This is a genomic window from Streptomyces jeddahensis (assembly GCF_001642995.1).
In the GTDB taxonomy this organism is placed as follows: Bacteria; Actinomycetota; Actinomycetes; order Streptomycetales; family Streptomycetaceae; genus Streptomyces; species Streptomyces jeddahensis.
In genome coordinates this window covers 38,517-65,152 of the sequence record NZ_LOHS01000057.1, presented here as the reverse complement: position 1 = coordinate 65,152, position 26,636 = coordinate 38,517, and the positions used below count along the sequence as shown (strand labels likewise).

General features: G+C 70.3%; 28 protein-coding genes. 26 read left to right on the top strand and 2 right to left on the bottom strand.

Annotation, left to right across the window (positions count from 1 at the left end; all coding sequences use genetic code 11):
- The first annotated feature begins 28 nt into the window (after positions 1 to 28).
- Positions 29 to 2,515, top strand: a complete 2,487-nt coding sequence (locus tag STSP_RS09210; protein WP_067274531.1) for a [protein-PII] uridylyltransferase — start codon at positions 29 to 31, stop codon at positions 2,513 to 2,515.
- A 364-nt stretch (positions 2,516 to 2,879) separates the two neighbouring features.
- Entirely contained in the window at positions 2,880 to 4,436 is a 1,557-nt protein-coding gene (gene ffh / locus STSP_RS09205) for a signal recognition particle protein (RefSeq protein WP_067274529.1), read from the top strand.
- 162 nt (positions 4,437 to 4,598) lie between these two features.
- Here the strand turns inward: ffh and STSP_RS09200 are convergent, their stop codons facing one another.
- The gene (locus STSP_RS09200) at positions 4,599 to 5,459 is read right to left on the bottom strand and encodes a class I SAM-dependent methyltransferase (RefSeq protein ID WP_078067014.1); all 861 of its coding nucleotides are present in this window, start codon (positions 5,457 to 5,459) and stop codon (positions 4,599 to 4,601) included.
- Between the two features lie 136 nt (positions 5,460 to 5,595).
- Between STSP_RS09200 and STSP_RS39065 the strand changes: the two genes are divergently transcribed.
- The 18 genes from STSP_RS39065 (at position 5,596) to STSP_RS09115 (ending at position 19,425) form a co-directional block, all read left to right on the top strand.
- Positions 5,596 to 5,772, top strand: a complete 177-nt coding sequence (locus STSP_RS39065) for a hypothetical protein (protein ID WP_157902800.1) — start codon at positions 5,596 to 5,598, stop codon at positions 5,770 to 5,772.
- A 261-nt stretch (positions 5,773 to 6,033) separates the two neighbouring features.
- Positions 6,034 to 6,630, top strand: a complete 597-nt coding sequence (locus STSP_RS09195) for a hypothetical protein (protein ID WP_067274525.1) — start codon at positions 6,034 to 6,036, stop codon at positions 6,628 to 6,630.
- A gap of 266 nt (positions 6,631 to 6,896) precedes the next feature.
- Entirely contained in the window at positions 6,897 to 7,325 is a 429-nt protein-coding gene (gene rpsP, locus STSP_RS09190; RefSeq protein WP_067274523.1) for a 30S ribosomal protein S16, read from the top strand.
- 2 nt (positions 7,326 to 7,327) lie between these two features.
- Entirely contained in the window at positions 7,328 to 7,567 is a 240-nt protein-coding gene (locus tag STSP_RS09185) for an RNA-binding protein (RefSeq protein WP_029385578.1), read from the top strand.
- A gap of 110 nt (positions 7,568 to 7,677) precedes the next feature.
- Positions 7,678 to 8,220, top strand: coding sequence for a ribosome maturation factor RimM (gene rimM / locus STSP_RS09180; protein ID WP_067274520.1), 543 nt, complete (start codon positions 7,678 to 7,680; stop codon positions 8,218 to 8,220).
- Positions 8,220 to 9,053 (top strand): tRNA (guanosine(37)-N1)-methyltransferase TrmD, encoded by an 834-nt coding sequence (gene trmD / locus STSP_RS09175; RefSeq protein ID WP_067274518.1) that lies wholly within the window; start codon positions 8,220 to 8,222, stop codon positions 9,051 to 9,053. Before rimM ends, trmD begins: the two co-directional genes overlap by 1 nt.
- Positions 9,054 to 9,190: 137 nt before the next feature.
- The gene (gene rplS / locus STSP_RS09170; protein WP_067274515.1) at positions 9,191 to 9,541 is read left to right on the top strand and encodes a 50S ribosomal protein L19; all 351 of its coding nucleotides are present in this window, start codon (positions 9,191 to 9,193) and stop codon (positions 9,539 to 9,541) included.
- Between the two features lie 59 nt (positions 9,542 to 9,600).
- Entirely contained in the window at positions 9,601 to 10,341 is a 741-nt protein-coding gene (lepB, locus tag STSP_RS09165) for a signal peptidase I (protein WP_067274512.1), read from the top strand.
- Positions 10,334 to 11,407 carry a signal peptidase I gene (lepB, locus tag STSP_RS09160; protein WP_067274510.1) on the top strand — a complete coding sequence of 358 codons (1,074 nt, stop codon included), beginning with the start codon at positions 10,334 to 10,336 and terminating at the stop codon, positions 11,405 to 11,407. Before lepB (STSP_RS09165) ends, lepB (STSP_RS09160) begins: the two co-directional genes overlap by 8 nt.
- Complete coding sequence (gene lepB, locus STSP_RS09155) at positions 11,301 to 12,296, top strand: signal peptidase I (protein WP_078067013.1); 996 nt, start codon at positions 11,301 to 11,303, stop codon at positions 12,294 to 12,296. Before lepB (STSP_RS09160) ends, lepB (STSP_RS09155) begins: the two co-directional genes overlap by 107 nt.
- 81 nt (positions 12,297 to 12,377) lie before the next feature.
- Complete coding sequence (gene lepB / locus STSP_RS09150) at positions 12,378 to 13,133, top strand: signal peptidase I (RefSeq protein WP_067274508.1); 756 nt, start codon at positions 12,378 to 12,380, stop codon at positions 13,131 to 13,133.
- Between the two features lie 190 nt (positions 13,134 to 13,323).
- Positions 13,324 to 13,887: an NUDIX hydrolase gene (locus STSP_RS09145; RefSeq protein ID WP_078067012.1), complete on the top strand. Its 564-nt coding sequence runs from the start codon at positions 13,324 to 13,326 to the stop codon at positions 13,885 to 13,887.
- Positions 13,888 to 13,943: 56 nt separating this feature from the next.
- Positions 13,944 to 14,252, top strand: coding sequence for a DUF2469 domain-containing protein (locus STSP_RS09140; protein WP_003965949.1), 309 nt, complete (start codon positions 13,944 to 13,946; stop codon positions 14,250 to 14,252).
- Positions 14,253 to 14,390: 138 nt separating this feature from the next.
- Complete coding sequence (locus STSP_RS09135) at positions 14,391 to 14,753, top strand: YraN family protein (protein WP_067274506.1); 363 nt, start codon at positions 14,391 to 14,393, stop codon at positions 14,751 to 14,753.
- Complete coding sequence (locus STSP_RS09130) at positions 14,753 to 16,378, top strand: YifB family Mg chelatase-like AAA ATPase (protein ID WP_067274503.1); 1,626 nt, start codon at positions 14,753 to 14,755, stop codon at positions 16,376 to 16,378. The genes STSP_RS09135 and STSP_RS09130 overlap by 1 nt, the downstream gene beginning before the upstream one ends.
- Positions 16,375 to 17,541 (top strand): DNA-processing protein DprA, encoded by a 1,167-nt coding sequence (dprA, locus tag STSP_RS09125; RefSeq protein ID WP_067274499.1) that lies wholly within the window; start codon positions 16,375 to 16,377, stop codon positions 17,539 to 17,541. The genes STSP_RS09130 and dprA overlap by 4 nt, the downstream gene beginning before the upstream one ends.
- Before the next feature lie 280 nt (positions 17,542 to 17,821).
- Entirely contained in the window at positions 17,822 to 18,658 is an 837-nt protein-coding gene (gene whiG / locus STSP_RS09120) for an RNA polymerase sigma factor WhiG (RefSeq protein ID WP_067274497.1), read from the top strand.
- Between the two features lie 197 nt (positions 18,659 to 18,855).
- Positions 18,856 to 19,425, top strand: coding sequence for a TetR/AcrR family transcriptional regulator (locus STSP_RS09115; protein WP_067274494.1), 570 nt, complete (start codon positions 18,856 to 18,858; stop codon positions 19,423 to 19,425).
- A 69-nt stretch (positions 19,426 to 19,494) separates the two neighbouring features.
- Here STSP_RS09115 and STSP_RS09110 read toward each other — a convergent pair whose 3' ends face one another.
- A complete protein-coding gene (locus tag STSP_RS09110; protein WP_408646251.1) occupies positions 19,495 to 20,166 on the bottom strand; it encodes a M23 family metallopeptidase in 672 nt (223 codons plus the stop codon).
- 292 nt (positions 20,167 to 20,458) lie between these two features.
- Here STSP_RS09110 and rpsB point away from each other — a divergent pair, with 292 nt between their 5' ends.
- The 6 genes from rpsB to rlmN all read left to right on the top strand — a co-directional run bounded on the left by rpsB (position 20,459) and on the right by rlmN (position 26,408).
- Complete coding sequence (gene rpsB / locus STSP_RS09105; RefSeq protein WP_067274487.1) at positions 20,459 to 21,343, top strand: 30S ribosomal protein S2; 885 nt, start codon at positions 20,459 to 20,461, stop codon at positions 21,341 to 21,343.
- Positions 21,344 to 21,518: 175 nt separating this feature from the next.
- Complete coding sequence (gene tsf / locus STSP_RS09100) at positions 21,519 to 22,355, top strand: translation elongation factor Ts (RefSeq protein WP_067274485.1); 837 nt, start codon at positions 21,519 to 21,521, stop codon at positions 22,353 to 22,355.
- A 185-nt stretch (positions 22,356 to 22,540) separates the two neighbouring features.
- Complete coding sequence (pyrH, locus tag STSP_RS09095; RefSeq protein WP_067274483.1) at positions 22,541 to 23,308, top strand: UMP kinase; 768 nt, start codon at positions 22,541 to 22,543, stop codon at positions 23,306 to 23,308.
- Between the two features lie 169 nt (positions 23,309 to 23,477).
- The gene (gene frr / locus STSP_RS09090; RefSeq protein WP_067274481.1) at positions 23,478 to 24,035 is read left to right on the top strand and encodes a ribosome recycling factor; all 558 of its coding nucleotides are present in this window, start codon (positions 23,478 to 23,480) and stop codon (positions 24,033 to 24,035) included.
- Positions 24,035 to 25,183, top strand: a complete 1,149-nt coding sequence (locus STSP_RS09085; RefSeq protein WP_078067011.1) for a phosphatidate cytidylyltransferase — start codon at positions 24,035 to 24,037, stop codon at positions 25,181 to 25,183. Before frr ends, STSP_RS09085 begins: the two co-directional genes overlap by 1 nt.
- A 118-nt stretch (positions 25,184 to 25,301) precedes the next feature.
- Positions 25,302 to 26,408 carry a 23S rRNA (adenine(2503)-C(2))-methyltransferase RlmN gene (gene rlmN, locus STSP_RS09080; protein WP_067274477.1) on the top strand — a complete coding sequence of 369 codons (1,107 nt, stop codon included), beginning with the start codon at positions 25,302 to 25,304 and terminating at the stop codon, positions 26,406 to 26,408.
- The last annotated feature ends 228 nt before the right edge of the window (positions 26,409 to 26,636 follow it).

The following is a 26,636-nucleotide window of genomic DNA, read 5'->3' as shown; positions in this document are numbered from 1 at the left end:
GACCGAGAAGAAGAACAGGAGTCGCTGGGTGACGAGTGTGGACGTGAAGACGGAAGCGGAAGACTCGGGACCCAGCGGCTACGCGGCGGCCCGGCTGCGACTCCTCCAGGAGGAGGCGCAGTCAGGGCCGCCGCGCCGTACCGCCCTGGCCGACCTCACCGACGACTGGCTGAGCGGCCTGTTCACCGCCGCGGCGGCGGAGGTGAAGGGCGCGTCCCTCATCGCCGTCGGCGGCTACGGACGCGGTGAACTCTCCCCGCGCAGCGACCTCGACCTGCTGCTCCTGCACGACGGCGACGCGGACCCGGGTGCGGTGGCCACCCTGGCCGACCGCATCTGGTACCCCGTGTGGGACATGGGCCTCGCCCTCGACCACTCCGTCCGTACGCCCAGCGAGGCGCGCAAGACCGCGGGCGAGGACCTCAAGGTCCAGCTGGGACTGCTCGACGCGCGCCATATCGCGGGCGACCTCGGCCTCACGGCGGGCCTGCGCACCGCCGTCCTCGCCGACTGGCGCAACCAGGCGCCCAAGCGCCTCCCCGAACTCCAGGAACTGTGCGCCGAGCGCGCCGAACGCCAGGGCGAGCTCCAGTACCTCCTCGAACCGGACCTCAAGGAGGCCCGCGGCGGACTGCGCGACGCCACCGCCCTGCGCGCCGTCGCCGCCTCCTGGCTCGCCGACGCCCCGCGCGAAGGGCTCGCCGACGCCCGCCGCCGCCTCCTCGACGTACGTGACTCCCTGCACCTGACCACCGGGCGCGCCACCGACCGCCTCTCCCTCCAGGAGCAGGACCAGGTCGCCGCGGAACTCGGCCTGCTGGACGCCGACACGTTGCTCCGCCAGGTGTACGAGGCCGCACGCACCGTTTCGTATGCAAGCGACGTCACATGGCGTGAGGTGGGGCGTGTGCTGCGGTCGCGCGGCGCACGGCCCCGGCTGCGCGCCATGCTGGGCGGCGGCAGCAAGCCCACGCCCGAGAGGTCGCCGCTCGCCGAGGGCGTCGTCGAGCAGGACGGCGAGGTCGGGCTTGCCCGGACCGCGCGCCCCGAACGCGACCCCGTGCTCCCCCTGCGCGCCGCAGCCGCGGCCGCACAGGCCGGGCTGCCCATGTCCCTGCACGCGGTACGACGCCTTGCGGCCGCCGCCCGGCCGCTGCCCACCCCCTGGCCCGCCGAGGCGCGCGAACAGCTCGTGACCCTGCTCGGCGCCGGACGGCCCACCGTCGAGGTCTGGGAGGCCCTGGAGGCGGAAGGCCTGATCACGCGGCTGCTGCCGGACTGGGAGCGGGTGCGCTGCCGCCCGCAGCGCAACCCCGTGCACACCTGGACCGTCGACCGTCACCTGGTCGAGACGGCCGTGCGCGCCTCCGCCCTGACCCGCCGTGTCCACCGTCCCGACCTGTTGCTGGTCGCCGCGCTGCTGCACGACATCGGCAAGGGCTGGCCGGGCGACCACTCGGTGGCCGGCGAGATCATCGCGCGCGACGTGGCCGCGCGGATCGGCTTCGACCGCGCGGACGTCGCCGTACTCGCCACCCTGGTCCGCCACCACCTGCTGCTCATCGAGACCGCGACCCGGCGCGACCTGGAGGATCCGGCGACGGTCCGGTCCGTCGCCGAGGCGGTCGGCTCGCAGGGGACGCTCGAACTCCTGCACGCGCTGACCGAGGCGGACGCGCTGGCCACCGGGCCCGCTGCCTGGTCGTCATGGCGCGGCTCACTGGTGGCCGACCTCGTCAAACGCGTCTCGGCCGTACTCTCCGGCGACGCCCCCGAGGAGCCCGAGCCGGCGGCGCCCACGGCGGAGCAGGAACGACTCGCCATCGAGGCGTTCCGCACCGGCGGACCCGTACTCGCCCTGCGGGCGCAGACCGAACCGCAGCTCGAGACGTCCCACGCCTCCGACCCCGAGAAGCCCTCCGCCGACCCGGAGCCACTCGGCGTGGAACTGCTCATCGCGGTGCCCGACCAGCCTGGAGTGCTGCCCGCCGTGGCCGGCGTGCTCGCCATGCACCGGCTGACGGTGCGTACCGCCGAGCTCCGGGCGCTGCCCCTGCCCGACGGGGTCAAGAACGAGCCGTACGACTCGGTGCTGTTGCTCGACTGGCGCGTGGCCGCCGAGTACGGCTCGCTGCCACAGGCCGCCCGCCTGCGCGCCGACCTGGTGCGCGCACTCGACGGGTCCCTCGACATCCCGGCCCGCCTCGCCGAACGCGACGCCGCCTACCCGCGGCGTCGCGGCACGGTGGCGCCTCCGGCCCAGGTCACGGTCGCCCCGGCGGCGTCCCGGCTCGCGACCGTGATCGAGGTGCGGGCCCAGGACGCGCCCGGGCTGCTGCACCGCATCGGGCGCGCTCTGGAGGCGGCCCATGTGCGCGTGCGCAGCGCGCACGTCAGCACGCTCGGCTCCAACGCCGTGGACGCCTTCTACGTCACGGGGCCCGAGGGGGCACCGCTGCCGGGGGAGGAGGCCGCTTCGGTGGCCAGGGCACTGGAGGAGACGCTGCGCAGGTGACGGCTCGCCCGGAGTGGGCGGGCCCTCATCCGGGTGCGGCGACGTGGGCGGGCCCTCATTCGGGGTGCGCCCAGGGCCTGCTTGCTCGGTCAGGGCAAGCCTGGCTCTGGGGCGTGAGCGGTGACGGGGCGCGGCTCGGCGCCAGTGGTGGTGACGCCGTGCAGGGACGTGTCTTGGCGGCGGACCTGCCTTGGTGACGGATGTGCCTGAGCGACACGGCGTATCCCTGTCCCAGACCGCCTGACCCGGGATGTCCGCCCATCTCACCCGCATATTGACGACAAGCGAGGGTGACCAGCTTGCCGGGGCGGATACCCTGGAGGGCGACCTGCTCCCGCACCCGACCCGAGGATCCGCGACCGCCGTGTTCGATACTCTTTCCGATCGCCTCGCAGCGACTTTCAAGAACCTCCGCGGCAAGGGGCGCCTCAGTGAGGCGGATATCGACGCCACGGCGCGCGAAATCCGTATCGCGCTGCTCGAGGCGGACGTGGCCCTGCCCGTCGTCCGCTCCTTCATCAAGCAGGTCAAGGAGCGTGCCGCCGGCGCCGAGGTCTCCCAGGCCCTGAACCCCGCCCAGCAGGTCATCAAGATCGTCAACGAGGAGCTGATCGGCATCCTCGGCGGCGAGACCCGCCGTCTGCGGTTCGCCAAGCAGCCGCCGACCGTGATCATGCTCGCGGGTCTGCAGGGTGCCGGTAAGACCACGCTCGCCGGAAAGCTCGGCCGCTGGCTGAAGGGGCAGGGGCACACACCGCTGCTCGTGGCCTGTGACCTGCAGCGTCCGAACGCCGTCAACCAGCTCGCGGTCGTCGCCGAGCGCGCCGGAGTCGGCATCTACGCCCCGGAGCCGGGCAACGGCGTCGGTGACCCCGTCCAGGTCGCCAAGGACTCCATCGAGCACGCGCGCACCAAGCAGTACGACGTCGTGATCGTCGACACCGCCGGCCGCCTCGGTATCGACCAGGAGATGATGCAGCAGGCCGCGGACATCCGTGACGCGGTCTCGCCGGACGAGGTCCTGTTCATCGTCGACGCCATGATCGGTCAGGACGCGGTCAACACCGCGGAGGCCTTCCGGGACGGCGTCGGCTTCGACGGCGTGGTGCTCTCCAAGCTCGACGGTGACGCCCGCGGTGGTGCGGCGCTCTCGATCGCGCACGTCACCGGCCGCCAGATCATGTTCGCCTCCAACGGCGAGAAGCTGGACGACTTCGACGCGTTCCACCCGGACCGTATGGCGTCCCGCATCCTCGGCATGGGCGACGTGCTCACGCTGATCGAGAAGGCCGAGCAGACCTTCTCGCAGCAAGAGGCCGAGAAGATGGCCTCCAAGCTGGCGTCCGCCAAGGGCAAGGACTTCACGCTCGACGACTTCCTGGCGCAGATGGAGCAGGTCAGGAAGATGGGCAGCATCAGCAAGCTGCTCGGCATGCTGCCCGGCATGGCCCAGATCAAGGACCAGATCAACAACATCGACGAGCGGGACGTGGACCGTACCGCCGCGATCATCAAGTCCATGACGCCGGGCGAGCGGCAGGACCCGGCGATCATCAACGGCTCGCGGCGCGCCCGTATCGCCAAGGGTTCGGGCGTGGACGTCAGCGCGGTCAAGAACCTGGTCGAGCGGTTCTTCGAGGCGCGCAAGATGATGTCCCGCATGGCCCAGGGCGGCGGTATGCCGGGCATGCCCGGGATCCCGGGCATGGGTGGTGGCCCCGGCCGGCAGAAGAAGCAGGCGAAGAAGGCCAAGGGCAAGCAGCGCTCCGGCAACCCGATGAAGCGCAAGCAGCAGGAGCAGGAGGCGGCCGCACGGCGCGAGCAGACCGCGGCCCAGGGCGGCGCCTTCGGCCTGCCTGCCGGGCAGCAGGGGGCTCAGGACTTCGAGCTCCCGGACGAGTTCAAGAAGTTCATGGGCTGAGGCAAGCAGGTCCTGTCCGTACGCGTAGCCGTAGGCAGTAGGCAGTATCCGTACGCAGTAAGGGGCGTCCGCCATGGTGGACGCCCCTTACCTGTCGTACCTGTCTGTGCGGAACCGTCTGCGCGCCTGCTGGTACGCGTCCGTCCGCGCGGCAGTCGCCTGTTAGGCCGTACGCGCGATGAGGTACCGGAAGATGTTCGGCATCCATACGGTGCCGTCCGACCGCTGATGCGGATGCAGTGCTTCCGTCAGCTCCTTGTCGACCTGCACCTGGTCCGTCGCCTCGGCCGCCGCGTCGAACAGTCCGGTGGACAACAGCCCGCGCACCGCACTGTCCATGTCGGCGTATCCGAACGGGCAGGCCACCCGTCCCGAACCGTCGGGCCTCAGCCCCGCGCGCTGGGCGACCTCCTCCAGGTCGTCCCGCCGGGCGGGGCGCCAGCTTCCCGTGCTGCGCAGCGGGTCTGCGAGCTTGGTGGCGACCCGCAGCACGGAGGACGTGCTGCAGCGCTCCGGGGGACCCCATCCCGCGAGCACGACACGGGCGCCGCGCTCGGCGAGCGGAGCAGCGGCCGCCAGCAGTTCACCGAGCCCTTCGGAGTCCCCCGCCATGCAGCCGATCGGCTGGAACGCGGTGACGAGGTTGTAGGCAGGCCCGGCGGGGACGGCCGCGTCCGCGGGATCTCCGTCGATCAGCCGGGCACCGTGCCACGCGCGCGTGCCCGGTGCGGCGTCGGACACCAGCCGCTCCCGGGCGAGGTCCAGCTGCTCGGGAGACGACGAATCCACACCCGTGACCGACGCTCCCCGCCGCGCCGCCATCAGAAGGGCGAGTCCCGATCCGCAACCGAGGCCGAGGAGCCGGGTCCCCGAGCCGACCTCGAGTCGCTCGTACACCGCTTCGTAGAGCGGAACCAGCATCCGCTCCTGGATCTCCGCCCAGTCACGCGTGCGTGCACACAGGTCATGAGGGGACGTCGATTCCGAGTGGGGCTGATCGTGTCGCACGAGCGTAGATGTCATTAAGTGGCCCCAATCCACCGAGAGTTACTGCCGTGATGTGCTCCCCTGCCCCCCCGGGGCAGTGCACCCGCATCCCCCGTATGCCAGAAAACTCCGCTTCCGCCGTGGCGTCCAGGGGTTACGGGCCAATGCTTGCGTGCCACCGTCGTACGCCCCCGTGCGCCGCCGGACTGCCGCTGGTCAGCACCCCGGCGGCAAGGCCGAACTCGCCATGACGCGGGGGACCGTACGCCGTCTGGTCACCGAGGACGGGGCGGTGCCGGAAGCGGACGACACCCCCGGTACCGTCTCGATCCCGGCGGAGGCATACTGAGCCCCTCACAGCGGCGTACAACAGCGGCTGAAACGTCACTTGCGCATCGGACGGCAACTGGTTTCCCGGCGCGATGACAGCGGCTACGCGCCGGGGCGTACGCGCCACTACGTACCACCTTGGCGTGAGCTGTGAGGCTTCTCCGTAGATCAGCGCACCCGCCCTCGTCAGGACGCATCAGCGGCAACTGACGGGTACGTGCAAATTATTTGGGATGCCCCGGAATAGGAACACTGGGGCACCCCGGCTCGTTCTCACGACGTGAGCACGACACCACCTGTTCTCGCCGCAGAGCTGGCACAGGCGTGGGCCGACATTCAGCGGCACCACCCCGAGCTGCCGGATCTTGCCGAGCCCGAATCACTGATCGGGGAGTCGTCGTCCGCCTGCGGGCACGAGCTCTCCTTCGAGCGACTGCTCCACGAGGCAGTCCACGGCATCGCCGCCGCGCGAGGAATCCGCGACACCTCCCGCGCCGGCCGGTACCACAACCGCAGATTCCTCGCGATCGCCGAGGAGATGGGCCTCGACCACCCGGACGAGCCGCACCCCAGCAGCGGCTTCTCGCTGGTCACGCTCAACGCCGAGGCGAAGAGACGCTACCGCCCCACGATCGAGCGGCTGCAGCGCGCCCTGAAGGCGCACTCCGCCGCGACCGCGGGCGACACGGCGCGCAGCTTCCGGGGCCCGGCCGCCCGGCACGGCTCCTCCGGGGGCGGCGTACGCGTCAAGGCGGTGTGCGACTGCGGGCGCAATGTGCGGGTCGTCCCGTCCGTCCTGGCCCAAGCACCGATCGTCTGCGGGGGCTGCGGCAAGCCCTTCCGTATCCCCGAAGCGGTCGCCGCTGTCGCGAGCTGAACCGCTCCGGGAGCCCGTATGGCGTCGGGACGGGGCGCCATGCGGGCTGCCCTGACGGCGGCACCGGTCATACGGGCTGCCCTCGCGGCGGCACCGGTCCGGGTTCGGCCGTGTCCTTGGCGTATGGCACAATGGCTAGCTGTACTCGACAGCCGCACAGGACCCCTCTCTCCTCCGGCTGACGCGTCCATCGGGCCATCGGGTACCGCAACCCCACGCGGCATCTCGTTGTGCCCAACCACGTCAAACCAGGAGAATCCACTCCCGTGGCAGTCAAGATCAAGCTGAAGCGTCTGGGCAAGATCCGTTCGCCTCACTACCGCATCGTCGTCGCCGACTCCCGCACCCGCCGTGACGGCCGGGCCATCGAGGAGATCGGTCTGTACCACCCGGTGCAGAACCCGTCGCGCATCGAGGTCGACGCCGAGCGCGTGGCGTACTGGCTGGGTGTCGGCGCGCAGCCGACCGAGCCCGTTCTGGCCATCCTGAAGAAGACCGGCGACTGGCAGAAGTTCAAGGGCGAGCCCGCCCCGGCGCCGCTGCTCGTCGCCGAGCCGAAGGCCACGCGCCCGTCGTTCGACGCCCTGGGCGGCGAGGACGAGGCCAAGGGTGAGGCGATCACCCAGAAGAAGAAGGCTGAGAAGAAGGACGAGGCCCCGGCTGAGTCTTCTTCGTCTGAGTCGACCGAGGCCTGAGCATGCTCGAGGAGGCTCTCGAGCACCTCGTGAAGGGCATCGTCGACAACCCTGACGATGTGCAGGTGGCCTCGCGCAACCTGCGCCGCGGGCGCGTGCTCGAGGTCCGGGTCCACCCCGACGACCTCGGCAAGGTGATCGGTCGCAACGGCCGCACCGCGCGCGCCCTGCGCACCGTCGTGGGCGCCATCGGCGGCCGCGGCGTCCGCGTCGACCTGGTCGACGTCGACAACGTCCGCTGACGCAGAACGCAGCACCGGCTCGGGCCGGGGAGGGCCACTGGGCCGTCCCCGGCCCGCAGTCGTATGAGCCGCCTTCGGCTCCCCGTCGTTCCGACAGGAGATCAAGCACAGTGCAGCTGGTAGTCGCACGGATCGGCCGCGCCCACGGCATCAAGGGCGAGGTCACCGTCGAGGTACGTACCGACGAGCCGGAACTGCGGCTCGCACCCGGCGCCGTCCTGGCCACCGACCCGGCCGCCACCGGACCGCTGACCATCGAGACGGGCCGCGTCCACAGCGGCCGCCTCCTGCTGCGCTTCGAGGGCGTGACCGACCGAAACGCCGCCGAGGCACTGCGGAACACGCTCCTGATCGCCGAGGTCGACCCGGAGGAACTGCCCGAGGGCGAGGACGAGTACTACGACCACCAGCTGATCGATCTGGATGTCGTCACCAAGGACGGCGTGGAGGTCGGCCGGATCACCGAGATCTCGCACCTGCCCTCGCAGGACCTGTTCGTGGTGGAACGCCCCGACGGCACCGAGGTCTTCGTCCCGTTCGTCGAGGAGATCGTCACCGAGATCGACCTCGAGGAGCAGCGCGCGGTCATCGACCCGCCGCCCGGCCTGATCGACGACGGGGCCGAGATCGCGTCCTCCCGGGAAGAGGCGTAATGCGGCTCGACGTCGTCACGATCTTCCCCGAATACCTGGAACCGCTGAACGTCTCCCTCGTCGGCAAGGCACGCGCGCGTGGACAGCTCGACGTCCGCGTGCACGACCTCAGGCAGTGGACGTACGACCGGCACAACACGGTCGACGACACCCCGTACGGCGGCGGCCCCGGCATGGTCATGAAGACCGAGCCATGGGGCGACGCCCTCGACGAGATCCTCGCCGACGGCTACGAGACGGGCTCCCACGGACCCGTCCTCGTCGTCCCCACGCCGAGCGGGCGCCCCTTCAACCAGGAGCTCGCCGTCGAGCTCTCCGAGCGGCCCTGGCTGATCTTCACGCCCGCCCGGTACGAGGGCATCGACCGCCGCGTCATCGACGAGTACGCGACCCGCATACCCGTCTACGAGGTGTCCATCGGCGACTACGTGCTGGCCGGCGGCGAAGCGGCCGTCCTGGTCGTCACGGAGGCCGTGGCCCGGCTGCTGCCCGGCGTGCTCGGCAACGCCGAGTCCCACCGCGACGACTCGTTCGCGCCCGGCGCCATGGCCAACCTCCTCGAGGGGCCCGTCTACACCAAGCCGCCGCAGTGGCGCGGCCGCGGCATCCCGGACGTCCTGCTCAGCGGCCACCACGGCAAGATCGCGCGCTGGCGCAGGGACGAGGCGCTGCGGCGTACGACGCACAACCGGCCCGACCTGATCGAGCACTGCGAGCCGTCGGCCTTCGACAAGAAGGACCGTGAAATGCTCTCCATCCTGGGCTGGGAGCCGGACCCCGAAGGGGTGCCGCACGGGCGATTTTGGCGCAGGCCAGAGGGCGTGGAAGAATAGACCGCTGTTGTGCGTCGTCCGGCGTGCGCCCCTGCCACAGGGGGACACGACGCCCGCCCCGACGACCACGGCACTCTCACTTCCAGTAACGACTTCCCGTTGATGACCTGTGGCATCAGCGAAGAAAGCAGACGATCATGTCTCACCTGCTCGACTCCGTCGACAGCGCGTCGCTGCGCAGCGACATCCCGGCCTTCCGCCCGGGTGACACCGTCAACGTCCACGTGCGCGTCATCGAGGGCAACCGCTCCCGTGTGCAGCAGTTCAAGGGCGTTGTGATCCGTCGCCAGGGCTCCGGCGTCCGCGAGACCTTCACGGTCCGCAAGGTCTCCTTCTCCGTCGGCGTCGAGCGCACCTTCCCGGTGCACAGCCCGATCTTCGAGAAGATCGAGCTCGTCACCCGCGGTGACGTGCGTCGCGCCAAGCTGTACTACCTGCGCGACCTGCGCGGCAAGGCCGCGAAGATCAAGGAGAAGCGCGAGAGCTGAGCTCCCGCGAACAAGGCGTCATAGGACGTCACATCGGGGCCGGATACCATCTGGCCTCGATGGACACCGCAGAACAGCCGACGGAGCGCGACCGCTCCTCCCGCCCCTCCTCCGAGGAGATCTCGGAACCCGAGGGGCCGGGGGAGCGGTCGCTCTCTGCGTTGGGGCCCACTTCGCGGGGGTCCACCGCGCCGGCGGGGAGGATCACGCAGTGGCTGCCCGGCGGACGACTCACCCTGACTGTGCTGCTCTGCCTGGTCTTTCTGCTGCTGTTCAGCCGGTTTGTGATGCAGCCGTTCCAGATTCCGAGCAGCTCCATGGAACCCGCGTTCCGGGTCGGGGACCGCGTACTGGTCAACAAGTTGGCGTACCGTTTCGGTGCTGAGCCGCTCCGCGGTGACGTCGTGGTGTTCGACGGCACCGGGTACTTCGGCGACGCCGACTACATCAAGCGGGTCGTGGGCGTAGGGGGAGACCATGTGGTCTGCTGCGACAGGCAGGGGAGGATCGAGGTGAACGACCGGTCGGTGGACGAGACCTACCTCTATCCGGGAGACACCCCCTCGCAGGTCACATTCGACGTCGTCGTGCCCGACGGCAGACTTTTCGTGCTCGGCGACCACCGCAGCGACTCCAGGGACTCCCGCGACCACCTCGGGTCGCCCGGCGGCGGCATGATCCCCGTCGACGATGTGATCGGAAGAGCCGACTGGATCGGCTGGCCCATCGACCACTGGACGTCCCTCCACCGTCCGGACGACTACGCGCGCGTGCCCGCCCCCGGCGGTGCGCATGGGTAGCCGCGGACGCCCCCGCGCCGGCCACCGCGCCGACACCAGGTTGCCCACCGGGTCCCGGCCCACCAGCGGCCCCGTACTGCCCGGCCGTGCCGAACGCCGCAAGCTGGCACGCAAGGTCAAGCGGCGCCGGCAGCGTTCGGCGCTGAAGGAGATCCCTCTCCTCGTCGGTGTCGCCCTGCTGATAGCCCTCGTCCTGAAGACCTTCCTCGTGCAGGCCTTCGTGATCCCGTCGGGCTCCATGGAGCAGACGATCAAGATCGGCGACCGGGTCCTCGTGGACAAGCTGACCCCGTGGTTCGGCGCGAAGCCGGAGCGCGGTGACGTCGTCGTGTTCAAGGACCCCGGGAAGTGGCTCGAGCAGGAGCAGAACCAGCCCGCGGACGATCCCGTGGGGGTCAAGCAGATCAAGCAGGGGCTGACCTTCATCGGCCTGCTGCCCTCCGCGGACGAGCGGGACCTGATCAAGCGCGTCATCGCGGTCGGCGGAGACACGGTGAAGTGCTGCGACGAGCAAGGGCGGGTCACCGTCAACGGTGTCCCGCTGAACGAGCCGTACGTCCACCCGGGCAACAAGCCGTCGACGCTGCCGTTCGAGGTGACGGTTCCCCAGGGGCGGCTATGGGTGATGGGCGACCATCGTGCGAACTCCGCCGACTCCCGCTACCACCGCGACGAGGCCTTCAGCGGAACCGTGTCCGAGGACGAGGTGGTCGGCCGGGCGCTCGTCATCGCGTGGCCGGTGAGCCACTGGAGCACACTGGAAGAGCCGGAGACGTACGCGTCCGTGCCCGACGCGAGCAGCGGATCGACCACCGCGCTCGAGCCGTCGCATAGGCTGGCCTCCGCGGATCTCAACGGATTGATCCCGCTCCCGAGCCCTGCGGAACTCCCGCTCGTTATGGGAGTGGTGGGCCTGCGTCGTACGGGACGCTGGCTGCGGCACGGAGTGAGGAGTGGATGTGGGGGATTTGGCGGTCGGCGCACGGTCCGGACACGACGGCCCCGAGGATCAGCCAGGGCGTCCCGGTCGTCCGGGTGCGGCAGACGGCGTGATCCCCGGGAGTGACACCGGCAGCGGTGGCACGGGCGACGGCGACGGTGGGAACGGCGGCGAGGGCGGGGGCGGCGGTCGCCCCGGCGGCTCGGGCCGGCACGGCAGGCAGCCGAAGAAGCCGCGGTCCTTCTGGAAGGAGCTCCCGCTCCTCATCGGCATCGCGCTGGTGCTCGCGCTGCTGATCAAGACCTTCCTGGTGCAGGCGTTCTCGATCCCCTCGGACTCCATGCAGAACACGCTGCAGCGGGGCGACCGGGTGCTGGTCGACAAGCTGACCCCGTGGTTCGGTGCGGAGCCGGAGCGCGGCGAGGTCGTCGTCTTCCACGACCCGGACAACTGGCTGGCGGGCGAGCCGATGGTCACGCCGAACCCGGTGCAGAAGTTCCTCAGCTGGATCGGCCTGATGCCGTCCGCCGAGGAGAAGGACCTCATCAAGCGGGTCATCGCCGTGGGCGGCGACACCGTCGAGTGCGAGGGCACGGGGCCGCTCAAGGTCAACGGCAAGGCGCTTAACGAGCCGTACGTCTACCCCAGCAACACCCCGTGCAGCATGGACGACCAGGGCGGCCAGTTCAAGATCACGGTACCCAAGGGCAAAATCTGGGTCATGGGTGACCACCGGCAGAACTCGCTGGATTCCCGGTACCACCAGAACGACTCCAGTGGCGGAGCCGTCCCCGTGGACAACGTCGTGGGCCGTGCCGTCGTGGTCGCCTGGCCGCCCGCCCGCTGGGCCACGCTGCCGGTTCCGGACACCTTCGACCAGCCGGGTCTGAGCGCCGCCCTGGGCGCGGCTCCCGCGGCTCTGGGTCTCGCGGGCGCCGTGCCGCTGGTGATGTGGCGGCGGAGGCGGGTTGTGTCCGGTAACTCCGGGGTTTCTGGCGTGGGTACCGCCGGGTAGGGTGCCGTCCCAGATCACCGATCTTCCGCGGCCCGGACGCCGTGCCGCGAGGTCGAGTCTCCGACTTGGGGGAGCACTGGGATGAGCAGGACACGTCGTACAGGCGAGGGCCACGGGAGGCTCGGCAGCGTGCTGTCGGGGCTGGCCGTGGCCCTCGGCTGTGTGCTCTTCCTCGGAGGGTTCGCCTGGGGCGCGATCGTGTACCAGCCGTACACCGTGCCGACCGACTCGATGTCTCCCACGATCGACGCCGGTGACCGTGTGCTGGCGCAGCGCATCGACGGCGGCCAGGTACGGCGCGGTGACGTCGTCGTCTTCAGCCAGCAGTCCTGGGGCGATCTGCCCATGGTCAAGAGAGTGGTGGCGGTGGGCGGCGACAAGATCGCCTGCTGCACCGACGGCAAGCTGACGGTCAACGGCAAGGAGATCGACGAGCCGTATCTCGCCAAGGGCACCCAGGCGGCAATGAATGGCATTCCGGCCATCACGGTGCCGAAGGGGCGGCTCTTCCTGCTCGGCGACGAGCGCAGCGGCTCGCTGGACTCGACGGCCCACCTGCAGGAGGCGGGCAACGGATCCGTGCCGCGGAGCGCCGTGGCGGCCCGCGTCGACGCCGTGGCCTGGCCCCTCGACGGCATGCTCGCCCGGCCCACCGGCTTCGAGGCGCTGACCGGCGGCATCTCCCAGCCCGGTCCGCTGCGGCTCATGGTCGCCGCGGTGGTGGCGGGGGCCGTGCTCGTCCTGGGCGGGGCCGCGTACGGGCCGGTGGCCGCTTGGCTCGGGCGTGGTCGTGGCCGCAGTGGTGCCGGGCGGAGGGAGCCGGTGCGTGTCCGCTGAGGTGAGGCCCGGATCTGGCGTCGACGGGTCGGAAGGCGGTGGCCCGGGCGGTGGTGGTCCGTACGGCTCTGGTCCGTTCGGCTCCGGGCCGTCGGCCAGCGCGGCGCCGGAGGCCGGGCCGACGGACCGCGGCGGTCTCGGAGAGCCGGTCCTGGACTGTGGCGGCGGGGCGCGGGATGCGGGCTCGGCCATGGCTGCCGGGGCGGACGGGCCGGTCACGACCGGTGCGGACGGGCTGGTCACGTCCGGTGTGGCCGGGCTCGGGGAGCCGCGGCCGTTGCGGAAGGTGGCCCGCGTCGTGCTGCTCGACCCGCAGGACCGCATCCTCCTGCTGCACGGTCATGAGCCGGATGATCCGGCGGACGACTGGTGGTTCACACCCGGCGGCGGCGTGGAGGGTGACGAGACCCGCGAGCAGGCCGCACTGCGCGAGCTCGCGGAGGAGACTGGCATCACGGAGGTCGAGCTAGGGCCGGTGCTGTGGCGGCGGACCTGCTCCTTCCCCTTCGCCGGGCAGCGCTGGAACCAGGACGAGTGGTACTACCTGGGTCGTACGACGCAGACGGCGACCGCGGCGGCCGGGCTCACGGAGCTGGAGCGGCGCAGCGTCGCCGGAGCCCGTTGGTGGACGTGCCAGGAACTGACCGAGGCACATGAGACGGTGTATCCGACCAAGCTCGCCGGGCTGCTCCGCAGGCTGCTCGACGAGGGTCCTCCTGACCGGCCCGAGGTTCTGGACACCGAAATCGTCTAGGGGCCCGCGTGGCTGGTGGACAATAGGGGGACTGCACGGCTGAAGGGGAACATGCCATGAGCGCCGAGGACCTCGAGAAGTACGAGACCGAGATGGAGCTGAAGCTCTACCGGGAGTACCGCGATGTCGTCGGTCTGTTCAAATACGTGATCGAGACCGAACGGCGCTTCTACCTCACCAACGACTACGAAATGCAGGTGCACTCCGTCCAGGGAGAGGTGTTCTTCGAGGTGTCCATGGCGGACGCCTGGGTGTGGGACATGTACCGGCCTGCCCGCTTCGTCAAGCAGGTTCGGGTACTCACGTTCAAGGACGTCAACATCGAGGAGCTGAACAAGAGCGACCTGGAACTCCCCGGCGGCTGAGGAGGCTGAGGCCTGTGGTTCCGGCCGAGGAAGGTCCCTCGAGCGGGTGACGGAGTTTTCCACAACCGCTGGGTTGTCCACCAAGATCCAATAGATGACGGCGGATGCGTGACGGTTGGCGCCGGAGGTGGTGCCGACATGAACGCACGGAGCGCACTCGGCAGGTACGGCGAGGATCTGGCAGCACGGCGGTTGTCCGAGGCCGGGATGACGGTCCTGGAGCGCAACTGGCGCTGCGGCAGGACAGGCGAGATCGACATCGTGGCCAGGGACGGTGATGTTCTGGTCGTCTGCGAGGTGAAGACTCGCAGAGCAGGGTGCTTCGAGCATCCGATGGCGGCCGTGACGCCGGTGAAGGCCGAGCGGCTCCGCGGGCTCGCCGAGCGATGGATCCAGGCCCACGGGGGCGCGCCGCCCGGGGGTGTGCGCATCGATCTCGTCGGGGTCGTGCTGCCCGGACGTGGCGCCGCGGTGGTCGAGCATGTGCGGGGGGCGGCCTGATGGGGTTCGCGCGTACGTGTTCCGTGGCGCTGGTCGGCGTCGAGGGCGTGGTCGTCGAGGTGCAGGCCGATCTGGAGCCGGGCGTGGCCGCGTTCACCTTGGTGGGCCTGCCCGACAAGAGCCTCTCCGAGAGCCGGGACCGGGTTCGGGCCGCGGTGGTCAACTCCGGCGCGGAGTGGCCGCAGAAGAAGCTCACGGTGGGCCTGAGCCCGGCGTCGGTCCCCAAGGGCGGCAGCGGCTTCGACCTGGCCGTCGCCTGCGCCGTCCTGGGGGCCGCTGAACGGATCGATCCACGGGTGCTCTCCGACATCGTCATGATCGGCGAGCTGGGTCTGGACGGCCGGGTCCGGCCGGTTCGGGGCGTCCTGCCGGCCGTGCTGGCGGCGGCCGACGCGGGCTACGAACAGGTGGTCGTCCCGGAGTGCACGGCGGCGGAGGCCATGCTGGTGCCCGGTGTCTCGGTCCTGGGCGTGCGGAGTCTTCGGCAGCTGATCGCGGTGCTGACCGACGAGCCGGTGCCGGAGGAGGAGCCGGACGAGGAAGGGCGCCCCGACCCCCTGCTGGCCGGCCTCTGCATGCCCGGAGCGGGCCTGGGGACGGGGCTGAGCGGCATCGGGAGCGTTGATCAGGATCACGGTCACGATCTCGCGGATGTGGTCGGACAGCTGCCGGCGCGTACGGCGATGGAAGTTGCCGCCGCGGGCGGGCACCACGTCTTCCTGCAAGGCCCGCCGGGAGCCGGCAAGACGATGCTGGCGGAGCGGATGTCGGCCATCCTTCCGCGCCTGAGCAAGGAGGAGTCCCTGGAGGTCACGGCGGTCCACTCGGTCGCCGGCATGCTGCCTCCCGGCAAGCCCATGGTGGACAGCCCGCCGTACTGCGCTCCGCACCACTCGGCGACCATGCAGTCACTGGTCGGCGGCGGCCAGGGAGTGGCCCGTCCCGGCGCCGTGTCGCTCGCCCATCGCGGCGTGCTCTTCCTGGACGAGGCCCCCGAATTCAGCAGCCACGCCTTGGATGCCCTGCGGCAGCCGCTGGAATCGGGCCATGTGGTGATCGCGCGCAGCGCGGGCGTGGTGCGGCTGCCGGCCAAGTTCCTGATGGTGCTGGCCGCCAACCCCTGCCCCTGCGGCAGATACACGGTGGCGGGGGACGCGTGCGACTGCCCGCCCTCGGTCATCCGCCGCTATCAGGCCCGGCTCTCCGGTCCCCTGCTCGACCGGGTCGATCTGAGGGTGCAGGTCGAGCGCGTGACCCGCTCCGAGCTGACGGCAGGTGAGGCACGGGGCGAGTCGACCCGCACCGTCGCGGATCGGGTGTGTGCCGCACGGGAGCGCTCGGCCGCGAGACTTGCCGGCACTCCCTGGCGCACGAACGGCGAAGTGCCCGGGCACGAGCTGCGCCGCAGGTGGCGGGCCCTGCCCGGGGCGATGGCGGAGGCCGAGCGCGATCTCGAGCGCGGACTGCTGACAGCCCGCGGCCTCGACCGAGTCCTCAGGGTCGCCTGGACCGTCGCGGACCTGGCCGGACACGACTGTCCCGATGCCGGCGACGTGGCCCTGGCACTGCAGCTGCGCACCGGGATCCAGCGGGGAGTACCGATGGCGATCGGCGCATCGCGATGACCGGGGGCTGCGGCGCGGTGACGGACGAGGAGCGGCTGGCGAGAGTCACCCTGACCCGGATCATCGAGCCGGGGGACGAGACGGGAGGCAGGTGGCTGCGGGAGTTGGGGGCCGTGCGCGTGGCGCAGCGCATCGTCGGGGGCGGGGAGCCGCTGCCCGGCGTGTCCCCGAAGCACTGGGCGGGGCTGCGGTCGCGGGCGGTCCACGCGTCCCCGGAGCGGGACCTGGCCGTGGCGCGGGACTCGGGCGCACGGTTCGTCTGCCCTGGGGACGTGGAGTGGCCGGCGCAGCTGGACGACCTGGGCGACACACGGCCGATCGGGCTGTGGGTGCGAGGTCGGGCCTCGCTGCGGATATGGGCGGTGCGCTCCGTCGCGGTCGTGGGAGCCCGTGCCTGCACCGCGTATGGCGCGCACATGGCCGGGAGCCTGGGCGCCGGACTCGCCGAGCGCGGCTGGGTCGTGGTGTCCGGCGGCGCCTACGGAGTCGACGGTGCCGCACACCGAGGGGCGCTCGGGGCGGGCGGGGCGACCGTCGCGGTGCTGGCGAGCGGGGTCGACCGACCCTACCCGCGCGGCCACACCCAGTTGATCGAGCGCATCGCGGAACAGGGACTGGTCGTGGGGGAGTTGCCGCCCGGCGACCATCCGACGCCCAGCAGATTCATCCTCCGCAACAGGGTGATCGCCGCGCTCACCCGGGGCACCGTCGTCGTGGAGGCGGCGTACCGCAGCGGTGCGCTCGTGACCGCGCGCAGTGCCCAGCGCATGGGCCGCCCGACCATGGGGGTGCCCGGTCCCGCCACCAGCGGACTCTCTTCCGGGGTGCATGAGCTGCTCCGCGGGGAGGCAGTCCTCGTCACGGACGCCGCAGAAGTGATCGAGCTCGTCGGGGACATCGGTGAGCTGGCTCCAGAGCGGCGCGGACCGGTGCTGCCGCGCGACCTGCTCGATCCCGACGCGGCACGGGTGCTGTCCGCGCTGCCGGCCCGGCAGGCCGCGGCCGTAGGAGACATCGCCCGGGGCGCGGGCACGAGCGTGGATGACGCAGTCGCCAGGTTGTACGAACTCAGGTCACTGGGGTTCGTCGAACGACACGGCGATCGCTGGCAGTTGACACGCCAGGCGGCCGTGTCGGTCTCTCCGAATCACACTTTTTTGTGACGGAGCGTGCCCTGGTTGTCCCGTGTCCACTGGATGCCCTTGGGTTTTACCGAAGTTGGCCTTCCGTGGCGGTCACGCAGAGCTACGGGCGTGACTCTGCGGGACGCCTAGCGGAACGTTCCTGCGTGCGGGGGATCTCTTGGCCTTCGCGCACCGCGACACCCCAGTCACGCTACGCTCACGAGGATTCCGGCTCAGGACTCCGATTCAGACAGTCACTTGAGAATCGGGCCGGCACAGCCCGGCCCCCAGTTCACGGCAGAACGGCACAAGGCGACGAATGCCCCAGCACACCTCCGGGTCTGACCGGGCGGCAGTTCCCACCGCTGCCCGCGGCAGCGTGCGGCCTCCCGCTCCCTCGTCGCTCGACGAGCTGTGGAGGTCGTACAAGGCGACGGGCGACGAGCGGTTGCGGGAGCAGCTGATCCTGCACTACTCGCCGCTGGTGAAGTACGTCGCCGGCCGGGTCAGCGTCGGGCTGCCGCCGAACGTGGAGCAGGCGGACTTCGTCTCGTCGGGGGTCTTCGGGCTGATCGACGCGATCGAGAAGTTCGACATCGACCGCGAGATCAAGTTCGAGACGTATGCGATCACGCGCATCCGCGGCGCCATGATCGACGAGCTGCGGGCTCTGGACTGGATTCCGCGGTCCGTCCGGCAGAAGGCGCGGAACGTCGAGCGGGCCTACGCCACGCTCGAGGCGCAGCTGCGGCGGACGCCGTCGGAGACCGAGGTGGCCACCGAGATGGGTATCGCGGTGGAGGAACTGCACGCGGTTTTCAGTCAATTGTCGCTGGCGAACGTGGTGGCCCTGGAGGAGCTGCTGCACGTGGGCGGCGAGGGCGGCGACCGCCTGAGCCTCATGGACACGCTCGAGGACACCGCGGCCGACAACCCGGTGGAGGTGGCCGAGGACCGTGAGCTGCGGAGATTCCTCGCGCGAGCCATCAACACACTGCCGGAACGCGAGAAGACCGTGGTGACCCTCTACTACTACGAGGGCCTCACTCTGGCCGAGATCGGCAATGTGCTCGGCGTGACGGAGAGCCGGGTGAGCCAGATCCACACGAAGTCCGTCCTCCAGCTGAGAGCGAAGCTGGCCAGCTTCGGGCGCTGACGGCACGGTGCGGGGAACGCGGGCCGTGCAGAACGCGGACCGTCTGCACGGGATCCGTCCGACGACTGAGATGGTGACGCTGGACCAGACCGCTGAGGCGTACCGAGGCCACGTCTTCGGTGTCTGCGTGCTGTTGTCTCCCCTGGCCTGGGCGGCGTCCGTACAGTGGAGGCGTGCCAAGGATTCGAGCGGCCTCTGTGGCCGAGCACCGGTCGATGCAGCGCAGCGCCCTGCTGGACGCCGCGCGGTCCCTTCTGTCCGAGGGCGGTACGGAGGCTCTGACCTTCCCCGCCCTGGCCGAGCGCACAGGCCTGGCGAGGTCGTCCGTCTACGAGTACTTCCGCTCCCGCGCCGCAGTCGTCGAAGAGCTCTGCGCGGTCGACTTCCCCGTGTGGGCGGCCGAGGTCGAGTCCGCGATGAAGCAGGCCGACACGCCCGAGGGAAAGGTCGAGGCGTATGTCCGGACGCAGCTTGCGCTGGTCGGGGACATGCGGCACCGAGCCGTCGTCGCCATCTCCGCGAGCGAGCTCGACGCGGGCGCCCGCGACAAGATCCGTGCTGCCCACGGAGGGCTCGTCGCCATGATCGTCGAGGCGCTCGGCCACATGGGGCACGCGGAGCCGCGCCTTGCCGCGATGCTGCTTCAGGGCATCGTCGATGCCGCGGTGCGCCGGATCGAGCTCGGTGTGGCGGAGAGCCCCGCTGCGATCACCGAGGCGGCGGTGGGGATGGCGCTGCACGGTGTCCACGGCGGTGTCCAAGGCTGACCTTGCCCGGGGATCGGGGCGGGGCCGGGCCGGCCCACGGTGCCTGGTGCCTGCTCGAGTGCGGCTCGCTCACTGTGCACCGGTGGGCAGCGGAACCCCCACCACCGGCAGCAGCCGCGACGGACCCTTGTGCAGCAGCCACGGCGGCAGCAGCGACAGCGGATTCAGGTAGACCTCCCCCCTCAGCAGCCCCCAGTGGAGGCACGCCGTGCCCGGGCAGTGGGAGCCGCCTGGCTCCAGGGTGCCGATGATCTGGCCTGCCGCCACCTCATCGCCCTTCTCGACCTCCGCCCTCACGGGTTCGTAGGTCGTGCGCAAGGGCGGGTCGCCGGTGCCGTCCAGCTCCACGGCGATCACTCCGCGGCCCGCCACCCGGCCCGCGAACGAGACCCGGCCGGGTGCGACGGCCCGCACCGGCGCCCCGGCGGCAGCGGCGAGGTCGACACCCCGGTGACCCGGGCCGTACTCCGTCGCAGGGGGTTCCCAGCCGCGTACCACCACAGGGCGCACGCCCACCGGCCACAGTGCCGCCACGGCGGGTACCGGCTCGGAGGGCCCGGCGCGCCCCCGAGCCCCCGCAGCTTCCTGGACCCCGCGCGCCGCCTCCGCGGTGCCGGGCGCGGCGGCCGCCGACGCCGTCGCGGACACCGTCCCGGGCGCCGCAGCGGCGCCCAGCAGAACCACCACCGCGGCGGCCAGCAGCACCGCCACGGCCATCCACATCCTGCTTGTCCATCGCATGCGAGAACCGTGTCGCAGCCCCGGGTTTCCCGGGGATCATGGCCAGGATCTGTGGACTACCGGCCGGTTGTGGACAGCGGCGTCACCCGGTGCCTCCACGGTCCCGTACACTTCTGGTGGCGATCCGGGTCACCGGGTCGACTTCGCACGCCCCGACACCTGGCCCCTCCGTCACAAGAGGAAAGCCGGTGTCAGCGCCCCTCGGTCCTTCGCGGCACGGCGCACAGCGGGCGTCAGGCGCGAGTGCCGTCCGGCACCCGCGGCACAACCGAGAACCTCAAGGAGTACGGCCATGGCCGTCGTCACGATGCGGGAGCTGCTGGAGAGCGGCGTCCACTTCGGTCACCAGACCCGCCGTTGGAACCCGAAGATGAAGCGCTTCATCTTCACCGAGCGCAACGGCATCTACATCATCGACCTGCTCCAGTCGCTGTCGTACATCGACCGCGCCTACGAGTTCGTCAAGGAGACCGTCGCCCACGGCGGCACGGTCATGTTCGTCGGCACGAAGAAGCAGGCGCAGGAGGCCATCGCCGAGCAGGCCACCCGCGTCGGCATGCCCTACGTCAACCAGCGCTGGCTGGGCGGCATGCTCACCAACTTCTCGACCGTCTACAAGCGTCTGCAGCGCCTCAAGGAGCTCGAGCAGATCGACTTCGAGGACGTCGCGGCTTCCGGTCTGACCAAGAAGGAGCTTCTCGTGCTCTCGCGCGAGAAGGCCAAGCTGGAGAAGACCCTCGGCGGTATCCGCGAGATGCAGAAGGTGCCCAGCGCCGTCTGGATCGTGGACACCAAGAAGGAGCACATCGCGGTCGGTGAGGCCCGGAAGCTCAACATCCCGGTCGTCGCCATCCTCGACACCAACTGCGACCCGGACGAGGTCGACTACAAGATCCCGGGCAACGACGACGCGATCCGCTCCGTCACCCTGCTCACCCGCGTGATCGCCGACGCCGTCGCCGAGGGCCTCATCGCCCGCTCCGGCGCCGCCGAGGCCAAGGGCGAGAAGGCCGCGGGCGAGCCGCTCGCCGAGTGGGAGCGCGACCTGCTCGAGGGCGAGAAGAAGGCCGACGAGACTCCGGCGGCCGAGGCTCCGGCCGCCGAGGCCGAGAAGCCGGCCGAGGCCGAGGCCGAGGCCGCTGCCGAGGCTCCGGCCGCGGACGCCGAGCAGGCCTGACCCCAGGTTCGGTTGCTGACGGTGGGAGCGGCGATACACAGTCCGCTCCCGCCGTTCACCCGTAGATCAGCGGCGAGTCACGGATCTGCACACGCGTGGAGACCGCGGCACCGTAGAAACCCGTAGAACCCGCAGATCTTCGATCTTCCAGACTTCGAGAAAGATTCACAGACTCATGGCGAACTACACCGCCGCCGACGTCAAGAAGCTCCGTGAGCTCACCGGCGCCGGCATGATGGACTGCAAGAAGGCGCTGGACGAGGCCGAGGGCAACGTCGACAAGGCCGTCGAGCTCCTCCGCGTCAAGGGCCAGAAGGGCGTCGCCAAGCGCGAGGGTCGCTCCGCCGAGAACGGCGCCGTCGTCTCCCTCATCGCCGACGACAACACCTCCGGTGTCATCGTCGAGCTGAAGTGCGAGACCGACTTCGTCGCCAAGGGCGAGAAGTTCCAGGCCGTCGCGAACGCTCTGGCCGCCCACGTGGCCAAGACCAACCCGGCCGACATCGAGGCGCTGCTCGCCTCCGAGATCGAGCCCGGCAAGACCGTTCAGGCGTTCGTCGACGAGGCCAACGCCAACCTGGGCGAGAAGATCGTCCTGGACCGCTTCGCGCAGTTCTCCGGCGGCTACGTCACGGCGTACATGCACCGCACGATGCCGGACCTCCCGCCGCAGATCGGTGTCCTCGTCGAGCTCGACAAGGAGAACGCCGAGGTCGCCAAGGGCGTCGCGCAGCACATCGCCGCCTTCGCGCCGAAGTACCTCTCCCGTGAGGACGTCCCGGCCGAGGTCGTCGAGACCGAGCGCCGCGTCGCCGAGGAGACCACCCGCGCGGAGGGCAAGCCCGAGGCCGCCCTGCCGAAGATCGTCGAGGGTCGCGTCAACGGCTTCTTCAAGGAGGCCACCCTCCTGGGCCAGCCGTACGCGCTCGACGACAAGAAGTCCGTCCAGCAGATCCTGAACGAGGCCGGTGTCACCCTGAAGCGCTTCTCGCGCATCAAGGTCGGCATCTGAGTCCGTACCGCGATCGACGGAAGACCCCGCTAGGGTCGACAGCAGTCGTCCGCGTACGCCACGCGCGCGTGCGCGACGGGCGACGGCAGAGCTGACGAGGAGGCCATTGCCGAGCATGGGATGCGAACACCCCACCGGCAATGGCCTTCTTGGTATGTGTGACACGTAAAAGAGGCGAGATCTCCATGACCACCAGGGCCGACAAGGGCGAGAAGAGCGACGACGGCAAAGTGCCCGGCCGTTTTCTGCTGAAGCTTTCCGGCGAGGCGTTCGCCGGCGGCGGGGGACTGGGCGTCGACCCCGATGTGGTGCACAAAATGGCCCGGGAGATCGCGGCCGTCGTCCGTGAGGGCGCCCAGATCGCCGTCGTCATCGGCGGTGGCAACTTCTTCCGCGGCGCCGAACTGCAGCAGCGTGGCATGGATCGGGCCCGCTCCGACTACATGGGCATGCTCGGCACGGTCATGAACTGCCTCGCCCTGCAGGACTTCCTGGAGAAGGAAGGCATCCAGTCCCGCGTCCAGACGGCTATCACCATGGGCCAGGTCGCGGAGCCGTACATCCCGCTGCGCGCCGTACGCCACCTCGAGAAGGGCCGCGTCGTCATCTTCGGCGCCGGTATGGGCATGCCGTACTTCTCCACCGACACCACCGCCGCCCAGCGTGCCCTCGAGATCGACGCGGAGGCGCTGCTGATGGGTAAGAACGGTGTGGACGGGGTCTACGACTCGGACCCCAAGACCAACCCGGACGCGGTGAAGTTCGACTCCCTCGGCTACGGCGAGGTCATCACCCGCGACCTGAAGGTCGCCGATGCCACCGCCATCACCCTCTGCCGGGACAACAAGCTGCCCATCCTCGTCTTCGAACTCCTCAGGGAGGGCAATATCGCGCGGGCCGTCAAGGGTGAGAAGATCGGCACGCTCGTGGGCGACCAGGGCGCCAGGGCCTGAACGGGACGCGCCCGGGCCTGACCCCGGGACGCGCCGGGCCTTGATCCCGGGACGACCCCGTGAGGGGATGGACAAAGACCTGCCGGTCGGACACCGTGCAGGAAAGAGACGCGACGCAGCCGGCCGCCCACTGGATGCCGGGCCCACTCAAGACACGCAGGAGCAAGTGGTGATCGAAGAGACCCTCCTCGAGGCCGAGGAGAAGATGGAGAAGGCCGTCGTGGTCGCCAAGGAGGACTTCGCCGCGATCCGCACGGGCCGTGCGCACCCGGCGATGTTCAACAAGATCGTGGCCGACTACTACGGCGCGCTGACGCCGATCAACCAGCTGGCCTCGTTCTCTGTGCCCGAGCCGCGGATGGCCGTGGTGACCCCGTTCGACAAGAGCGCCCTGCGCAACATCGAGCAGGCCATCCGCGACTCCGACCTGGGAGTCAACCCCAGCAACGACGGCAGCATCATCCGGGTGGTCTTCCCGGAGCTCACCCAGGAGCGCCGCAAGGAGTACATCAAGGTCGCCAAGACCAAGGGCGAGGACGCCAAGGTGTCGATCCGCTCGGTCCGCCGCAAGGCCAAGGACGCCATCGACAAGCTGATCAAGGACGGCGAGGTCGGCGAGGACGAGGGCCGCCGTGCGGAGAAGGAGCTCGACGACACCACCGCGAAGTACGTCGCCCAGGTGGACGAGCTGCTCAAGCACAAGGAAGCAGAGCTGCTCGAGGTCTGATGAACGACTCTTCCTGGGGAGCGCCGCCACAAGCCGGTTACTGGGGGCCTCCCGAGCAGGGGCCTGCCCCGGGGGCCGCCCCGGCGGCTCCCGCGTACGATGCGTATGGCGTCCCCCAGCCGCTGGACACACAGCCCATGCCCATCGTGCCCGAGGTACCCGCGAGCGGCGGAGACCAGGATGACGACCGGGGGGCCGTGCGGCTGAGCGGCCCCCTGTTCCGTGACGAGGTGCCGGCGCCGACACCGCAGACGAACACGCAGCAGCACGAGCCGCAGAAGCCGCAGGAGCCCATGCCCAGCGCCCCACAGCCCGTCCCCGCACCGCAGAAGAAGAGCGCGGGTCGCGATCTGGGTGCGGCCATAGGCGTCGGTGTCGGGCTCGGCGCGGTGATCCTCGCGTCGTTGTTCGTCGTCAAGGCCGTCTTCGTCGGCGTCATAGCGATCGCCGTCGTCGTCGGCCTGTGGGAGCTCACCAAGCGGCTCCAGGAGCGCAAGGGCATCAATGCGCCCCTGGTCCCGCTCGCGGTCGGCGGCGCGGCCATGGTCGTCGCCGGGTACCTCAGGGGCGCCGAGGGCGCCTGGGTCGCGATGGCGCTGACGGCGCTCGCCATCCTCGTCTGGCGCATGGCGGAGCCGCCCGACGGCTACCTCAGGGATGTCACGGCGGGTGCCTTCGCCGCCTTCTACGTGCCGTTCCTCGCCACCTTCGTCTCGATGATGCTCACCGCGGACGACGGACCGTGGCGCGTGCTGACGTTCCTGCTGCTGACCGTGGTCAGCGACACCGGGGCGTACGCGATCGGCTGGCGCTTCGGCCGGCACAAGCTCGCGCCGCGCATCAGCCCCGGCAAGACCCGCGAGGGCCTGGTCGGCGCAGTGACGTTCGCGATGGCGGCCGGCGCGCTGTGCATGGAGTTCCTGATCGACGGCGGCACCTGGTGGCAGGGGCTGCTGCTCGGCCTCGCGGTCGCGGCGAGCGCCACGCTGGGCGACCTCGGCGAGTCGATGATCAAGCGGGACCTCGGCATCAAGGACATGGGCACGCTCCTGCCGGGCCACGGCGGCATCATGGACCGGCTGGACTCGCTGCTGCCCACTGCGCCGGTGGTGTGGCTGCTGTTGGTCGTGTTCGTCGGGGCCGGCTGACCCCTCACATCGCGTACGAGTGCGCTGACCTGGGGCGTTCTGCGTTTCGTACGATGCGGGGCTCGTTATCCACAGGGTGGCGAGCCCCTTGCCGTATGTCTGCGACACTGGAACAACCATGCCCAAGCCCGGAGAACTCACTTTTGTCGCGCCCCGCGGAGCCAAGAAGCCCCCGCGGCACCTCGCCGATCTCACGCCCGCCGAGCGCAAGGAGGCCGTCGCCGCGATCGGCGAGAAGCCGTTCCGCGCCAAGCAGCTGTCGCAGCACTACTTCGCGCGGTACGCGCACGATCCCGCGGAGTGGACGGACATCCCCGCCGGTTCGCGCGGAAAGCTGCAGGAGGCGCTGCTGCCCGAGCTGATGTCGGTGGTGCGGCACATCAGCTGCGACGACGACACGACGCGCAAGACGCTGTGGCGGCTGTTCGACGGCACGCTCGTCGAGTCCGTGCTGATGCGCTATCCGGACCGGGTGACCATGTGCATCTCGTCGCAGGCCGGGTGCGGTATGAACTGCCCGTTCTGCGCCACGGGACAGGCCGGGCTCGACCGGAACCTGTCGACGGCCGAGATCGTGCACCAGATCGTGGACGGCATGCGGGCGCTGCGGGACGGTGAGATACCGGGCGGTCCGGCGCGGCTGTCCAATATCGTCTTCATGGGCATGGGCGAGCCCCTCGCCAACTACAACCGCGTGGTCGGCGCCATCCGCAGGCTCACCGATCCCGAGCCGGACGGCCTGGGCCTGTCCCAGCGCGGCATCACCGTCTCGACGGTCGGCCTGGTCCCCGCGATCCACCGCTTCGCCGACGAGGGTTTCAAGTGCCGGCTCGCCGTGTCGCTGCACGCGCCCGACGACGAGCTGCGCGACACCCTCGTACCGGTCAATACGCGCTGGAAGGTGCGGGAGGTCCTGGACGCGGCGTGGGAGTACGCGGAGAAGTCGGGCCGCCGCATCTCCATCGAGTACGCGCTGATCCGGGACATCAACGACCAGGCGTGGCGCGGTGACCTGCTCGGGCGGCTGCTCAAGGGCAAGCGGGTGCACGTGAACCTGATTCCGCTGAACCCGACGCCCGGGTCGAAGTGGACCGCGTCCCGGCCCGAGGACGAGAAGGCGTTCGTGGCCGCCATCGAGGCGCACGGTGTGCCCGTCACCATCCGGGACACCCGCGGTCAGGAGATCGACGGAGCCTGCGGACAGCTGGCGGCATCCGAACGTTAGACCGGTACTCTGGGCCCCGACATCGGCAGGTATCCAGCCGTGCCTATGTCTCCGTATCGACATCTTCATATTCCGACAGGGGAGCGCCACAGCGCTGAGAGTGCGGCAGCCGGGAAATCGGTGGGCTGCAGACCCTCTGAACCTCGCCCGGGTCATTCCGGGTAGGAAGTTCGGTCTCTACTCAAGCTGTTGCGCCCTGCCCGCAATCCCCGTCAGGGGCTCGTGGGC